The sequence below is a fragment of the Streptomyces sp. NPDC104381 genome, assembly GCF_055583745.1.
The window spans coordinates 103,583-117,931 of record NZ_JBVJNK010000006.1 but is presented as its reverse complement, the minus strand read 5'-3'; the positions used below and the strand labels follow the sequence as shown (position 1 = coordinate 117,931).

At 66.9% G+C, this 14,349-nt stretch carries 18 protein-coding genes; 4 read left to right on the top strand and 14 right to left on the bottom strand.

Annotated features, from left to right (window positions below; all coding sequences use genetic code 11):
- The first annotated feature begins 181 nt into the window (after positions 1-181).
- Positions 182-859, top strand: a complete 678-nt coding sequence (gene phoU / locus ACZ607_RS21610; RefSeq protein WP_099174137.1) for a phosphate signaling complex protein PhoU — start codon at positions 182-184, stop codon at positions 857-859.
- A gap of 183 nt (positions 860-1,042) precedes the next feature.
- The gene (locus tag ACZ607_RS21605; protein WP_164493608.1) at positions 1,043-1,186 is read left to right on the top strand and encodes a hypothetical protein; all 144 of its coding nucleotides are present in this window, start codon (positions 1,043-1,045) and stop codon (positions 1,184-1,186) included.
- A 133-nt stretch (positions 1,187-1,319) separates the two neighbouring features.
- On the opposite strand, the gene ACZ607_RS21600 is transcribed toward ACZ607_RS21605, so the two are convergent.
- The gene (locus tag ACZ607_RS21600) at positions 1,320-2,591 is read right to left on the bottom strand and encodes an MDR family MFS transporter (RefSeq protein WP_469736883.1); all 1,272 of its coding nucleotides are present in this window, start codon (positions 2,589-2,591) and stop codon (positions 1,320-1,322) included.
- A gap of 205 nt (positions 2,592-2,796) precedes the next feature.
- Between ACZ607_RS21600 and ACZ607_RS21595 the strand changes: the two genes are divergently transcribed.
- On the top strand, positions 2,797-3,558 hold the full coding sequence (locus ACZ607_RS21595; protein ID WP_469736881.1) for a phosphoglyceromutase: 762 nt from the start codon (positions 2,797-2,799) through the stop codon (positions 3,556-3,558).
- A 99-nt stretch (positions 3,559-3,657) separates the two neighbouring features.
- Here the strand turns inward: ACZ607_RS21595 and ACZ607_RS21590 are convergent, their stop codons facing one another.
- The 11 genes from ACZ607_RS21590 to ACZ607_RS21540 all read right to left on the bottom strand — a co-directional run bounded on the left by ACZ607_RS21590 (position 3,658) and on the right by ACZ607_RS21540 (position 11,410).
- Positions 3,658-3,864, bottom strand: a complete 207-nt coding sequence (locus ACZ607_RS21590) for a hypothetical protein (RefSeq protein WP_469736879.1) — start codon at positions 3,862-3,864, stop codon at positions 3,658-3,660.
- 477 nt (positions 3,865-4,341) lie between these two features.
- Positions 4,342-5,631, bottom strand: a complete 1,290-nt coding sequence (locus ACZ607_RS21585; protein ID WP_469736877.1) for a tyrosine-type recombinase/integrase — start codon at positions 5,629-5,631, stop codon at positions 4,342-4,344.
- Positions 5,631-5,831 (bottom strand): helix-turn-helix transcriptional regulator, encoded by a 201-nt coding sequence (locus ACZ607_RS21580; protein ID WP_030636111.1) that lies wholly within the window; start codon positions 5,829-5,831, stop codon positions 5,631-5,633. The genes ACZ607_RS21585 and ACZ607_RS21580 overlap by 1 nt, the downstream gene beginning before the upstream one ends.
- A gap of 2 nt (positions 5,832-5,833) precedes the next feature.
- The gene (gene repSA / locus ACZ607_RS21575; RefSeq protein WP_469736875.1) at positions 5,834-7,207 is read right to left on the bottom strand and encodes a replication initiator protein RepSA; all 1,374 of its coding nucleotides are present in this window, start codon (positions 7,205-7,207) and stop codon (positions 5,834-5,836) included.
- A gap of 124 nt (positions 7,208-7,331) precedes the next feature.
- Positions 7,332-7,634 (bottom strand): SpdD-like protein, encoded by a 303-nt coding sequence (locus ACZ607_RS21570; RefSeq protein ID WP_358395990.1) that lies wholly within the window; start codon positions 7,632-7,634, stop codon positions 7,332-7,334.
- A 23-nt stretch (positions 7,635-7,657) separates the two neighbouring features.
- Entirely contained in the window at positions 7,658-7,813 is a 156-nt protein-coding gene (locus ACZ607_RS21565) for a hypothetical protein (protein WP_106972203.1), read from the bottom strand.
- A 12-nt stretch (positions 7,814-7,825) separates the two neighbouring features.
- Positions 7,826-8,017 carry a mobile element transfer protein gene (locus ACZ607_RS21560; protein WP_014047488.1) on the bottom strand — a complete coding sequence of 64 codons (192 nt, stop codon included), beginning with the start codon at positions 8,015-8,017 and terminating at the stop codon, positions 7,826-7,828.
- Positions 8,018-8,035: 18 nt separating this feature from the next.
- Positions 8,036-8,701: a DUF2637 domain-containing protein gene (locus tag ACZ607_RS21555; protein ID WP_386254782.1), complete on the bottom strand. Its 666-nt coding sequence runs from the start codon at positions 8,699-8,701 to the stop codon at positions 8,036-8,038.
- Positions 8,702-8,776: 75 nt separating this feature from the next.
- Positions 8,777-10,132, bottom strand: coding sequence for an FtsK/SpoIIIE domain-containing protein (locus ACZ607_RS21550; protein WP_469736872.1), 1,356 nt, complete (start codon positions 10,130-10,132; stop codon positions 8,777-8,779).
- Positions 10,133-10,134: 2 nt separating this feature from the next.
- Positions 10,135-10,491, bottom strand: coding sequence for an SCO3933 family regulatory protein (locus tag ACZ607_RS21545; RefSeq protein WP_469736870.1), 357 nt, complete (start codon positions 10,489-10,491; stop codon positions 10,135-10,137).
- A 139-nt stretch (positions 10,492-10,630) separates the two neighbouring features.
- On the bottom strand, positions 10,631-11,410 hold the full coding sequence (locus ACZ607_RS21540) for a GntR family transcriptional regulator (RefSeq protein ID WP_103511814.1): 780 nt from the start codon (positions 11,408-11,410) through the stop codon (positions 10,631-10,633).
- Positions 11,411-11,428: 18 nt separating this feature from the next.
- Between ACZ607_RS21540 and ACZ607_RS21535 the strand changes: the two genes are divergently transcribed.
- Positions 11,429-11,896, top strand: a complete 468-nt coding sequence (locus ACZ607_RS21535) for an NUDIX hydrolase (RefSeq protein ID WP_383115704.1) — start codon at positions 11,429-11,431, stop codon at positions 11,894-11,896.
- A 511-nt stretch (positions 11,897-12,407) separates the two neighbouring features.
- Here the strand turns inward: ACZ607_RS21535 and ACZ607_RS21530 are convergent.
- Positions 12,408-13,133 carry an MAE_28990/MAE_18760 family HEPN-like nuclease gene (locus tag ACZ607_RS21530; RefSeq protein ID WP_469736867.1) on the bottom strand — a complete coding sequence of 242 codons (726 nt, stop codon included), beginning with the start codon at positions 13,131-13,133 and terminating at the stop codon, positions 12,408-12,410.
- A gap of 21 nt (positions 13,134-13,154) precedes the next feature.
- Positions 13,155-14,279 carry a GmrSD restriction endonuclease domain-containing protein gene (locus tag ACZ607_RS21525; RefSeq protein ID WP_469736865.1) on the bottom strand — a complete coding sequence of 375 codons (1,125 nt, stop codon included), beginning with the start codon at positions 14,277-14,279 and terminating at the stop codon, positions 13,155-13,157.
- Positions 14,280-14,349: the final 70 nt, after the last annotated feature.

Sequence of the window (14,349 nt, the reverse complement as noted above, 5' to 3'; positions counted from 1 at the left end):
TCGCCCAGAGTTCACCGAGGGGATAGTGCCGGTTCACTTAGGCGGCCGGATCCCGACGCGTTGGCACCGCACCGTGGCAGCGTGGGGGTCGGCGCCAAGACCCCGGCCTCAGCAAACCCGGCCGTACGGGGGACGCCGCCCCCGCTGCCGGCCGGTCACAAGGATCTGGAGAGGGACTTCCATGCGCGACGCCTACCACGAGGAACTCGACTCGATCGGCGAGGACCTGGTCGAGATGGCCCGGCTCGTCGGCTCGGCGATCGGACGGGCCACGACGTCCATGCTCGACGCCGATCTCAAGCTCGCCGAGAGCGTGATCGCCGCCGACCAGAAGGTCGACGACCTCCAGCACGACCTGGAGGCCCGCGCCATCGCGCTGCTGGCCCGCCAGCAGCCGGTCGCCACCGATCTGCGGATCGTGGTCACCTCGCTCCGGATGAGCGCCGACCTGGAGCGCTCGGGCGACCTCGCCCAGCACGTCGCCAAGCTGGCGCGGCTGCGCTTCCCCGAGTCGGCGGTGCCGCACGACCTGCACGCCACCATCCTGGAGATGGGGCAGCTCGCCCAGCGGCTGATGGCGAAGGCCGCCGAGGTGATCATCACGAAGGACGTCGACCTGGCGCTCCAGCTGGAGCAGGACGACGACGAGATGGACCTGCTGCACCGCACGCTCTTCCAGCACCTGATGGACGACCGCTGGAAGCACGGCATCGAGACCGCCGTCGACGTCACCCTGCTCGGCCGCTACTACGAGCGCTTCGCCGACCACGCCGTGTCGGTCGCCAAGCGCGTCGTCTACCTGGTCACGGGTGAGCACGCGGACGAGATCCAGGCGGCGACGCCGGTGGAGGGGGCGTAGGGGGGCGCGGCCACCACGACGGCCGCACATCCGTTCCCGCGCTCGTGCGCCGTTGATGCGCCCTCCGGGCTGGGCATGCAATGGGTGCGGGGGCGGCGCGGCATGCCTGCGGCCCCCGCCGTCGGCATGTGTGCCCCATACATGTGCCGTACGCCGTCGAGTCGTACGCCCTGAGGAGGGACCATGGCCGATTCCCCCATGACCGAACCCCAGCAGCAGGAGACCCCGACCGAAGTGGTGCATCTGCCGTTGCTGGGAGCCTGCGGCTGCGGCTCGGGCTGCGGGTGCGGCTGTCAGGCCGGCGCGCCCTGCCAGTGCGGCGGCTGAGGCCGGCCGGATCCAGCGGCGGTGCCCCGCTCCGGACACGTCCGTGGCGGGGCACCGCGCCGCGCGCCCGCGTTCTCCCGGGCCTGCCTCTCGAACCGCGGGGGCCTACCTCCTACCCCCTGCCCCTGTCCCGTCAGACCGCGGGCTCGGCGACCGTCCGGTCCTCCGGCACCGGAGAGGCGGCGATCACCGGTTCCGGCAGGTCCAGGTTGCGCATCAGCAGCCAGTAGCCGGCCGCGGCCACGGTGCCCAGGACCGCGCAGGTCCCCCACAGCCAGGCGGCGCCGTAGTGGTCGATCACGAAGCCGGACATCAGCGGGGCGACGAGCCCCGCCACCGACCAGGACATCGTGTACATGCCCTGGTAGCGGCCCCTGCCGTGGGCCGGGGACAGCTGTACGACGATGCCCGTCTGCGTCGGGGCGTTGACGATCTCGGCCAGGGTCCAGACGCACACCGTCAGGGCGTACACCCCGACCGTTCCCGCGAACGCGGTCAGCCCGAAGCCGTACCCGGCGAGCAGGGACGACAGGATCAGCAGCCGGCGCGGGTCGCGGTGCTGGATGAACCGCGTGACGGGGATCTGCAGGGCCACGATCAGCACACCGTTGACGGCGATGGCCGTGCCGAAGTCGGAGGCGGACAGCCCGTCCGTACCCATGGCCACCGGCAGGCCCACGTACCCCTGCTGGAAGATCAGCGCGACCAGGAACGACAGCCCGACGACCCCCATGTAGCGTCCGTCGCGCAGGACCGTGCTGAGCCGCACGTCGTCCGGCGGCGGGGTTCCGGCAACCCGGGGCGCCACCTCCGGCCGGGACTCCGGCACCTTGAGGAAGACGACGACCGCGCAGAGCAGGGTCAGGGCCGCCTCCCCCAGGAAACCGGCCAGATAGCTGTACTCGGCGATGAACCCGGCTCCGGCCGACGACACGGCGAAGCCCAGGTTGATGGCCCAGTAGTTGAGCGAGAAGGCCCGCACCCGGTCCTCGGGCCGGACGATGTCGGCCATCATCGCCTGCACGGCCGGCCGGGACGCGTTGCTGGCCATGCCCACGACGAAGGCCACACCGGCGATCGCCACGGGGTGGACCATGAGGCCGAGCACCGCCACGGACACGGCGGTCGAGAGCTGCGCGATCAGCATGGTGGGGCGGCGCCCCAGCCGGTCGGTCATCACCCCGGCGCCGAGCGACGACACGACCCCGCCGAGCCCGTGGAGCGCGGCGACGAGACCGGCGTACGAGGCCGAGTAGCCCCGGTCCAAGGTCAGGTAGAGCGCCATGAAGGTGGCGACGAACGCCCCGAGGCGGTTGACCAGCGTGCTGGTCCACAGCCACCAGAACTCCCTGGGGAGCCCGGCGACCGTCTCGTGTGCCGCCTTTCTGAGACCGGCGACGGACATAGGGCTTCCCCCCGGGGACGTGTTCGTACGGATAGGACGCCGGCCCCTGTAAGCGGCCCCGCGACGGTCCGAACCTTACGAAGGCGCCGCCCCCGGCCGCCACTCGATTGACGCCGCCCGTCAACCGTCACGCCCCGGCCCCGCCCCCGGTCCGCCCTTCGGGCGAGCGCGCGGAGGCCGCACGGGTTCGATTACGCTCGGACCCATGGCCGACGCACCGTACAAGCTGATCCTCCTCCGCCACGGCGAGAGCGAATGGAACGCGAAGAACCTGTTCACCGGATGGGTGGACGTAGACCTCACCGACAAGGGCGAGAAGGAGGCGGTCCGCGGCGGTGAGCTGCTCAAGGACGCCGGCCTGCTCCCCGACGTCGTGCACACCTCCCTCCAGAAGCGCGCGATCCGCACCGCCCAGCTCGGGCTGGAGGCCGCGGACCGCCACTGGATCCCCGTGCACCGCTCCTGGCGCCTGAACGAGCGTCACTACGGCGCCCTCCAGGGCAAGGACAAGGCCCAGACGCTCGCCGAGTTCGGCGAGGAGCAGTTCATGCTCTGGCGCCGCTCGTACGACACCCCGCCGCCGGCCCTCGAGGACGGCACGGAGTTCTCGCAGAGCGCCGACCCGCGCTACGCGACGATCCCGCCGGAGCTGCGCCCCCGCACGGAGTGCCTCAAGGACGTCGTCGAGCGCATGCTGCCGTACTGGTACGACGGCATCGTCCCGGACCTCCTCGACGGCAAGACCGTCCTGGTCGCCGCCCACGGCAACAGCCTCCGCGGCCTGGTGAAGCACCTGGACGGCATCTCCGACGACGCCATCTCGGGCCTGAACATCCCGACCGGCATCCCGCTCGCCTACGAACTGGACGCCGACTTCCGCCCCCTGAACCCGGGCGGCACGTACCTGGACCCGGACGCGGCGAAGGCTGCGATCGAGGCTGTGAAGACCCAGGGCAAGAAGAAGTAAGCAGAGCTGAACAAGCCCCCCACCTGCGGGTTCTCCGCGTGGTGGGGGGCTTCTTGGTGCGCTGGGCCGTCTGTGGGCCGTCAGATGCTCAACGGGCCGTCAGGCGCGGCGGCTCCAGCGGCGGATGCGGACTTCGAGGACGATCAGCAGTGCCACGGGGACAGCGATCTCTGCGGGGGCGTTGGCCCAGACGGCGAGTGCGCCGCCGGCAGTGCCGATGAGCGCGATCGGGAGATCGCGCGGGTGGATATCGACGGTTACGCCGACGCGTGGGACCATGAAGCCCTCCAGCTGTGCTCGGTTCACTTCGCAAGGTGATTTCTGGGGCGTGGCAAATGGAGGCGAATGCCGCCCTTGCACGGGCGGCATTCGCATGCCGCAGGAACTTTCCCACAACCATCACGCGCCAGACAAACGCGCAGCTGAAAGCTACCCTGTTCGTTTGCGTAGACAGATTGTCCACGCACATGGACAGCCAGAGCACTCCAACATTTCCCGGAGACTTTCCAGACCCTCGAATCTTTCCAGGCGCCGTCCGATGCGGCTCGTTGCCCCTCGTTGCCTGGTGCCGACCTGTGTCACCTCGCGCCACCTCGCCCCGCAGGACACGAGGACGATGCCGCGCAGGGCCGCCGCCGCCAGGCAGGAGCAACCGGTTGCGCCAATCGGTTTCCGTAACTGATTTCGGGAAATCGATGTCGGAGAATCGGTTGCGGAGTATCGGTTTCCCCTTACCGATTTCAACCTTGCTTCGAAACTCACATTTGGAACCTTGAACAGATCTCAGATGTAAGGTTCCGGTTTCAAACCAGACGCCTTCGAGAACGAGCCGTTGCCTATTTCGAGGTTCTGCGATCCGAAGATCGCACTAACCGCCTTGCGCGTTCGCTCCTGGCTCGACGGCATCAGGTGTGCGTAAACCCGCAGCGTCAGGCCAGGGTCCGAGTGCCCGAGGTACTCGGCGAGCGCCTTGATGTTCTCCCCGGCGTCCAGCAGCACCGACGCGTAGAAGTGCCGCATGGCGTGCATACCGTTCTCGCGCGACTCGGCGTGCGGAGCGCCGGCCGCCGGGGTCGGGATGACTCCAGCCGAGGCCAGGGCCGGTTTCCACGCTTCCTCGTTCAACGAGGTTCGCCAGACATGACCACCGCGCGGTCCCGTGAAGACGAGCCGCTTGGTCACCAGCGGTCCGCCCGCGACCTTCCACGGCAACGTGATCGCGACCGGCGAAAATTGCTTCATGTGTGCCCGTAGCGCCTCAGCGACTGGACCGGGGAGCGGTACGTCCCGCAGCTTGCCGCCCTTGGGCGGAGCGAAGACGGGCTTGCTGCGGCTCAGCTTGAGCTGCTGGACGACGTGCAACGTGTCCGAGCGGAAGTCGATCGCGTCCACCGCGACGCCCAGGATCTCGCCTTGCCGGAGGCCGCAGCCGCCGCCCAGGTCGACCATCGCTTGGTACCGGGCGGGCATACCCGCGCGCACAGCGAAGAGCCGTTCCGTCGTCCAGGGTGTGACGCGCTTCGTGTCCACGGTCGGCGGCCGTACCGAGCGGGCAGCGCAAGGGTTCCGGGGGAGGTGCCCGTCATCCACGGCCGCGCTGAGAGCCGCCCGCACGTTGGAGTAGATCGTCCGGGCGTACGAGCCACGCACACCGTTCGCTTGGAGCTGCTGCACCCAGTCGCGGATGTGCGCCGGCTGGAACGATCCGAGCGGACGCGTGCCGAGGTACGGGAACGCGTGCAGCCGGAGCTGCGACTCCATCGAGGCTTGCGTGTTGGGGTCCGCCCCTTGGGTGGATACCCAGCCCTCCGCGTACTGCTGGAAGGTGGTCCGGGCCGCGCGGGGATCGATGTACTGCCCCCGCGCCATGTCCGCTTCGGTATGGGCCAGCCACTGATCAGCGAGCCGCTTCTGTCGGTCCGGGAAGCTCTTCGACTTCTCCGTGCCGTCCGGCCCGACGTAGCGCGCGCGGTAGCGGGACCCCACTCCGTAGCGATCCGACTTCACCTTGCGCGGCTTACCGTCAGGGCCGGTCACAGTCACGAACCAGCGGTCCTGAATGTGTCCGGCCATCAGGCAGCCGCCTCGCTCCGGCGGGAGTCGACCCAGGCCCGTACGTCGTCGGGGTCGAAGCGGAGGTGCCGGCCGACGCGGAAGCCGCGGGGGCCTGTCCGCTTCCGGCGCCACTGGTAGACCGTCTCGACGCTGGGCAGCTCGAACATCTCGACCAGGTCGTCGGGCGTCAGATAGCGACTCGGCAGAGGGAGCGCCATGGTCACCACTCCCCCTCGTCGACCAGCTCCGCCATGGCTTCACGGGCGGTTTCGCGGTTGAGCTGGAGACCACGGGCGATGGTCGCGGCGAGAACGGATTCTCCGGGCGAGTGACCATGGCCTGCGTACTGCCAGTCGGCCAGGACGAGCACGGTGTCCGGGACGCGGTCCTCCAAGCAGAGTGACTGCCGTTCCTGTGCGGCACGGAAGTCGGCGCGGGCTTGGCGGAGCTCGCCGAGGGTGGTCGAGTAGCGGCGGGACTTCGAGGAGAAGTGTCCGCGGAACCCGAGCATGTGCGCCCAGGCGCGCAGCCGACGTTCGGGGTAGAGCGGATCGAGGAGGTGGCATGCGGCGATGAGACGGCGGGCGTGGTCGGGAACGCCATGGCGATCGAGCTCGGAGAGCTCGCCGATGCGGCGGTCCAGAGTGCCGGTGTTCTCCGCCGCTTTGGTGGCGTACTTCGCGACGTAGGACGCCACAGCCTGCTCGGTGACATCGGAGCCGTCGCCAAAGGCAACGACCGGGCGGACGTCGAGTTGTGTGCCCCAGCGGAAGGTGCGAGCGGGCTGATCGTCGGCGGCGGGAGCGGACACCGAGGTGTAGTTGTGTCGAGCGGCTGCGCGTATTGAGTCGGTGAGCAGGTCGACGGTGGCCCATGACGGAGGAGGGGTGCCGGGCCCGTCCGGTCCGTCGATCCGCATCACGCTGTGGAAGTGGATCGCCCCGCGCTTCTGGAACTCGGCGACCTTGCCGTACGAGAACCGAGCCGATTCCTTCAGTTCCACCTGCGTGAGTCCGGCGCGGGCCGCGATCTCCCGTCGGAGGCGAGTGGTGAACCGCATCCAGAGGTCGCCGGCGTGGTTGTTGAACAGGACCGATCCGGCGTAGTCGTACGTCTCGGGGTCCAGGGCGGTACCGAGCTCGGGTACGTCTGCCGAGTGCCGGCTACCGCAACGGCAAGTGCCACGTTCGGGGCGGTTGTGGACCGGGCCAAAGGACGGGGCGGTAAGCGTGGCGAAGACCCGGGGGTGATCCCGCACGGTGGCGGGGACGTCGCGGCGCTCGTCGCCAGCCAGGCCTGCACGGATCAAGTGGTACGTGTCTCCGGCGTACGTCCAGGCGCAAGAGGGGCAGCGGGAAGCGCGGCGGTTGCCGCAGGCGAGGCGGAGACGTCCGCCGGGCTCGGTCTCGGTCGAGTAGTGGTGAAGGGTCTCGCCGGTGGTTTTGTCCTTGGTTAGGGTCCAACCGGTCAGGTGGATCGGGTCGGAGCAGCCACCAGTGCGACGGATCTGGTCCTCCCAGCGGTGGAACTCGGGGGCCGAGGCCACCCTCAGCAGGTCGCCGAGGGTGAGCCGGTCGATCTGCGATTCAGGCATGTGCACTCCCCCGGCGGCGGGCGGTGCGGTCGGTCATGATGGTGCTTCCTTCCGGATCTGTGGTTCGGGCAGGAGCACGGCTTCCGGGCGGCGGATGCCGGTATCGAGGCCGCCCGGAAGCCGGTCAGCGATGGTTCTGCGACGCCACGAGCGACCGAATGACCAGGGCGCTGATGGCGAGCGACGCGGCGGTGACGGCGACCGCGAGGAGCATGGAGACCAGGACCGCACCGACGACCAGCACCACGGCGGTGCCGCCACCGATGACGGCGACGACTGCACCGGGCGTGAGCTGAACCGTGGGACGTGCGGGAGCCATAGGGGCCGGGGCCGAGGTCTGGTGGGGCACGGCGGGGACGTCGCTCCGGGCGGTTCCAGTGACGATTCCGGTCGGCAACGGGTTGGTGGGGATCCTCGGGCGGAGCATGGCGGTTCTCCCTTCGGTGGGGGTTACTTGACGGCGGTGTCGATCACGGGGGTCAGGAGGCTGTCGGCGAGGAGATAGCCGCCGAGCAGCAGCACGAGCACGAGCCACCAGGGCGGGCGGATCAGCTTCACGCCGAGCCAGCCGACGACGATCAGGGCGAGCCAGAGCGGTACGTCCATGGCGGGTCTCCTTCAGCGGACCTTGCAGCGGTGGGTGCGGGCGGCGAGCTGGGCGGCGGACCGGCTGCTGAAGTCGGACGACCAACCGCAGCGATCGGCGGTGCACACGGCGGCGTGCTGGGTGCGGCCGTGCCGGTCGCGGTGGGTACCGATCTGCACCGGTCCGATCCGCATCACGGAGTGGAAGTGGTCGCGGGCGGGCATGGTGGGTCTCCTCTCGAGTCAGGCGAGCTGAGCGGCAATAGCGGCGGCGAGTTGGGGCGGAACTCCGAGGCGCGCGCGGAGCGTGTCGGTGTCGATCGGTGAACCGGTACGGGCGCGGTGGTCGTCGGCGACCTTCCGGGCGTGATCGACAAGCGCGGCCGGCACGGGCGGAGACGCGTCGGCGGGAGGCAGGACCGGAGACTCCTCAGCGGCAGGAATCGGCGCTGGTTCCAGCTCCGGGGCTTGTTCCTCGGTGACGAGCTCCGGCGCCGAGGGATCAGCCGTAGGCACCGCCGGAACGGGCGTGCGCTCCTCGACCGGGGTCTCCGTGTGGGCGAGGAGCGTCCCGCCGAGGAAGGCAAGCGCGGGCCATCCAGCGATGCCGAAGCGCAACCAGGCCGGAGGGTGCGCGAGATCGAGAAATCCGGCGGTGGCGACGTTGGCACCGAGCGAAGCGACGAGCGCGATCAGGAACCAGCTCCAGGCGAGCCGGGACGGGCCGTCCTTTCGTAGCCGCCGCCAGGCAGCGACCAGGAGCAGATCAACGCTGATCGGGTAGGCCCATGCCTTCCAGCCGTCCTGGCCCGCGGCGGCGGCGAGGTCGTGGAGGTGGGCGAAGGAGAGCGCGCCAGCGATCACGGCTTGGATCAGTACGGCGTCCACGCGCATGGAGGGACGGACCATCGGACTTCTCCTTTTCGGCATGGGACGGGTAGGGACTTGGCGCGGGAATGGTCACGCCGACCGGTGAGCGGAAGGTCAGGCGGTGGTGGGCGCTGCTTTGGTGAGCGGCGCGGTGGCCGAGGCCAGGGGTGCGACGGCGGGCCGGAAGGCCGCGAGGGCGGGCACATCCGGAGTGCGGTCGGCGTGCCGGTTGCAGATGTTCACGGCTTGGCGCAGTGAGGTGTGTGGTGCCCGGATGCGGGTCCATCCACCAGTCGAGTCACCCGAGACCGCGATGCCGGGGACGTCGGTGGGAATCTGGATCGCGGCAAGGACGGCGTCCGGAGCAATATCTCCGAAGGCCATGTTGGCGCTGGACTCGTCGTTGACGCGGTGGGCGGTCCGACCGGTGAGTTGGGCGCGGAGCATCGTGATGCCCTTGCCGAGTTCGGATCCGAAGCGCTGGCCACAGATCTCCAGGTAGATCCCCGCGGCACGGCCGAGCTGGGCGAGGCGGACCAGAGCAGTGACGATCCTGTCGCGGCGCTTCTCCTCGTCCTTGGTGGCGAACAGCGCCAGCTCGGCAACCTCGTCGACCAGGACCACGACCGGAGTCGGGCGTATGTCGGCCGGCAGGTCCCAGATGTCGGCAGCTATGTCGGCGTCCGGAACGTCGACTGTGATGCGCTGAGCGGAACGGATGAGCTGGTAGACGTCCTCCATGTGCTGCACGAGTGCTTCGAGGAGTTCGAGGGCGGTGCCCGGGTTGTCGGCGAGGGCGGAGAAGCGCCGGGCGAGCGGGAAGAGCTCGACGCCCTGTTTGCAGTCGATCCCGACGAGCGCGACGTCGTGCGCCGCGAGGCCGGCGACAAGGTTGCGCTGGTAGACGGACTTCCCCGACTCGGTCGCGCCGAGCGTCAGCCCGTGGGGCACAGCCCGGTAGTCGCGGTAGTGGACGGATCCGTCCTCGCGCAGTGCGACGGGGATACGCATAGGCGCGGGGCCGGTTTCGGCGGGCATCTGCACCCGCCGAAGGACGTCGTATCCCGTCATTCGTAACTCCACGATTCCCGAGCGAAGTTCGCGGGAGGTGACTCCGTACATCCCGAAGGAGTGCCGGAGGCGGTCGGTGGCCGAGGCAACGTCGAAGGCATCCTGACCGGGACGGAGCTTGATCCGCAGGACCAGCCCGGTACGAGTAGGCCGAAGCCGGAGAATGCGCGGGGCCCTCGACTCAGGAACGGGGCGGTTCGTCATCCGGGCGAGGGAGAGACGCCAACGCGCGGGCGGAACGGTGAGTCCGCAGGCGTCCATGACCGAGGCGTATCGGACCGCTACCCGCAGCGCGGCAAGGGTGACCCCGAAGGTCATCCAGTACCAGGCGGGACGCCGCCACCGCAGGATCGCTGCGGTGGCGACGATCAGCAGCAGCGTGACCAGGGACCCGGTCATGATCAGGCCGCCTTGGGCTTCTCGGCAGCGGCGACGAGCGAGGTGACCGCCACCGCACGGAAGGCGATACCGTGACGCTTCTGCCCGTTGAACTCGTTCTCCCACGGCCGGGCGATCAGTCCGGTGACGGCGACGGGCGTGCCCATCATCAGCTCACCGGAGATGCCCGGCTCGGGGACGGTAATCGAAAGGATCTCCACCTCCTCGTTCGCCGCGAACATCACGTCCACGGTCATGAGCTTCGCGCCGCTCTCGACGTCCACCGCGATCTCACCGGTCCGGCGGTCCTTGACCTTGATCTGCGGGGGCTTGGCGACCATCACGGACGCGGCGGAGGTGTCGACGGGGATCGTACGCACAGAAGATCACTCCTATAGATGTGCTCGACTCTGCCACTCATGTACATGAGTGGCATAAAGAAGAGTGCATCACTCCTATACATGAGTCAACCCGCCGAGACGAAGAAGTCGCGGCGGGCTGCGTCGAGTTGAACGCGCGTCAGTCGGAGGCGGGGATCCGGTAGCTGAAAACGAACTGGTCAGCGGCCATGAGCGTGTCGCACACCTCTACGACACGATCCTCCGTCGTCCTTGCCTCACGGATCAGGTGAACCACCGAAGCGCCGGGGCTCAGGGCCAGTTCGGAGGCCTCCGCCTTGGTCGCCAGCCGGGCTTGCAGCGTCTCGACGAACTCCGCGAACTCGTGCCCGTGGTCTTCGAGGCGGGCGTAGATGCCACCACCACCAGGGTTCTTCGCGAACAGTTCGGGGATGTCCTTCGCAACGTCCCACGGGAGGTACGACGTGGCCGTCTCGACGGGGGTCTCGTTGCGGAAGTAGAGGCGACGCCGGGCGAGCACCTGAGTGCCGGCGGGGACGCCGAGCCGCTCCGCGATGTCGTTCGGTGCATCCGTCGGACCGATGTAGAGAACGCTGACGCCAGCCTTGGCGCCGGACTGCTCCGACTCGGCAAGGTACGCGGCCTTGCCGCCTTGTCGGTGGGAGCGCTTGAAGCGGTCCGAGGATCGGTGCCGCACCGGGGGCCGGGCTTTCACCATGGACCCCTTGCCCTGGCGGGTCTCCACGAGGTCACTCGCGCGGACCTCCACCATGGCCTTGCGGATGGTGCCGCCGGAGACGCCGTAGCGCTCCACAAGCTCCGATTCGCTGGGCACCATGTCACCGGGCTTGAGGATTCCGGCGCGGATCTGCTGAACGATCTCCTCGGCGATCTGCACGTACCGAGGTACGGACTTCCCACCTCCTACTGCTGTTTCCATAGTCCTTCTCTTCCTCCTATGCTCCTGTACATGAGTAACAGTGCGCAGGAAGGCACGTCAACGCCACTCCACTCCGTGTCCGTAGCCGGAGTGGTCGTGCGCGAGGACGGGCGACTTCTGGCGATCCGCCGTGCCGACAACGGCACTTGGGAGCTCCCCGGCGGCGTACTCGAACTCGACGAGACCCCGGAGGCGGGCGTTCGGCGCGAGGTCCTGGAGGAGACAGGCATCCACGTCGAGGTGGACGAGCTCACAGGGGTCTACAAGAACACCACGCGCGGCATCGTCGCCCTGGTCTTCCGGTGCAAGCCCGCCGGCGGAAGCGAGCGAACGTCCAGCGAATCGACCGCGGTCGGCTGGCTCACGTCGGACGAGGTCACCGAGTGGATGTCCGAGGTCTACGCAGTCCGGCTGCTGGATGCCCTCGACGGGAACGGGCCTCACGTGCGGAGCCATGACGGCAAGCGCCTGACACCGGTGCGATAGAACTTTCTCTACTTCATCAAGGCGGCTCGCTCCGCTCGCCGCGCGCTCCCCGGCTCACCGCCGGGGCCTGACGCTCCTGCCTTCGGCCCGCTCTGGCCCCGGCTACGCCGGTCGCGCGGCTGGAGCAAGCACCATGGTGGGGAGAAACCCGCTGTGGCTGCGGCGGTCGGCTCCACAGCGTCACAACGATGCCTCCGGCGGGGGCGCTCAGACTCCGGGATGGGAGGGGCGCCGTTCGCGGGTGCCGCCCGGAGCGTGGCGAGCGTCGTGGGGCTCCCATCCCGACCACCTTCGACCCAGGCAGAGCCGAGCAGTCGCGGCCCAGGGCGTCAAGGTCGTTCGTACAGTGGCGCGCTCCACCTTGACGCCCTGAACCACGCCCGCTCCACGGAGTGTGGGTCGAAGGCGGACGGGATGAAAGCAGGGCTGCACGGCGGGACGACGTCGGTGCACCGGTTCCAACTGCGATACGACGGCTAGTTCTGCTTCTGCCGGTAGCCTCACTCACCATCTATCGCAGCGAACAGCAATGCGATATGCGAGCATCCAGTACGTCTGCCAGGCAGTCAGCCACGTCCCGCAGGAAGGTCATGTAGTTCTCTACCTCGACTGGCGTCGGCTTTTCGTTTTTATCCCCGTGAGCGATTTTATTCCGACGATCGACGATCTCCAATAGTTTTATGCCAACTTTCACACTGGTCCCGTTTTCTCCACGATCAATAATCGCTTGGTTGACGTGGCGATCCAGCCTGTCCAGTACATCCCCTACGCCCAGCAGGGCGAAGACCTGGGCGATCACCTCTGGCTTGGCGCTTGTGAATTGGCGGGCGAGGATCTTGGCCGACAAGACTCGCGGGTTAATTGACCTGTCATCCTCCCATAGCGACGCGTACGTCATGAAAAGGCGACGAGTGCGCGTGATTCTGTCAGGCCCATCGGTCCCAAAAATCTCCTGGATTCGCTCTCGCGTGTGCAGCTCTAGCAGACCATCGGGCAGACGACGGGTGGGCGGCTTCGCGCGGCCAATCTCGTCGATGAGTTCGGTTAGCCCAGCCTTAACGAACCCCTCAAAATGCGAAACCAGCATCACGGTGCAAGACCTCGTGATTGCGTTCGCAGCCTCGCGGCCGGCCACAGAGGAACCTTTCTCGGACTTATCCAAGGACTTCATCGGATTAAGCGCAAGAAGAGTTTCCACTTCCTTAAGGCTATCCTCGAATTCGGCCAGGGATTCCATAGTCACCTCTCCCGCAGTCCACTACAGCTCGGGAAGAGGAGGCAAGACACAGGAAACCTCTAGACGATTAAGCCCTTCGGCGAACATTCGAATTCGGCCATGCATCCTAGTTCTATCGGCAGTGGCGCGCCCGATAGCCGTTTGGAATCCCTCATTTTGAAGTAGCTCCTCCCGAAGAGCTCGAACCTCCTCTGCCTTCGCCACGGCAGCATCTCGATCCGCAAACGAGAGAGGTATCACAATGGAGTCATAGAGGGCCTTATTGAAAGCCCCAAGCTTTCCGTCCCTAAGTACCCTGAAAGCGTCAGCCCCAAAGATCTCGAATACAGCACGGCACGTGTCAGTGAAAACAGCCATATGTTCATCGGAAGGGGTACCGGCTCGATATTTTCGCATATAGGAATTTAGGAACTGTCGCAAGGGGGGTCGATACGCGGAAAGCTCCTCATGGAGAGCGAAAAAACGAAGCGCAAGCTCCTCATGATCCATGCGATTATTTTTAATACCTCCCAGAATTTCTTTAAATGAGTAATCAGCCGCAAGTTCCTTCAGGAAGGAGTTGAATCCTCCTCGGTAAATGCAGTTCCTGAGTTCCTGCGCACCTAGCATCGCGGAGCCGGTATTTAGGCGCTCGAATACGTCAAACTTGATGTCTGGGTGAGAGTCATCAGTGATCACAATACAGCGGACGGTTCGACTTGTAAGACGCCTCTGTTCGCGAGGCGGAAGGTCCGAGAAGCACTGCCCTTCGTGTTCCTTAAGAACAGAAATCCCTCGAAGAGAGAATTCATCGGCCAGGAAATCGTTAACGGTTTGAATGCGTTGCAGCCCATCGATCACCTCGTAGGTCCCATCCGGGTTCTCTGCGAAATAGCAGACCGGTACCGGGATATTCAGCAGAAAGCTCTCGATCAGCCTGCTTGCCTTCGAACGATCCCAGACATATTTCCTTTGATACTGAATACTCAGAAGAAGTTGCCCTTGCTTGATGTCCTCCGCCAATGTGGCGAGCGACAGGTCGTAAGGTTGGGTTACGAGTCGGCGCTCTGCGACTGAAACATCCAGGGCGTCGCTCTGATCGGACGTGAGGTCCTCCGCTTCCGATTCGAAAAGGGAATCCTGCTCTGTCTCTGGACTGTCAGTCACGTTCTCCCCTAGTTCTCGCGAGCCCGATGCTCTGTAGCAACCTTAAGTGGCGCCGCTAGCTCGCATGGTC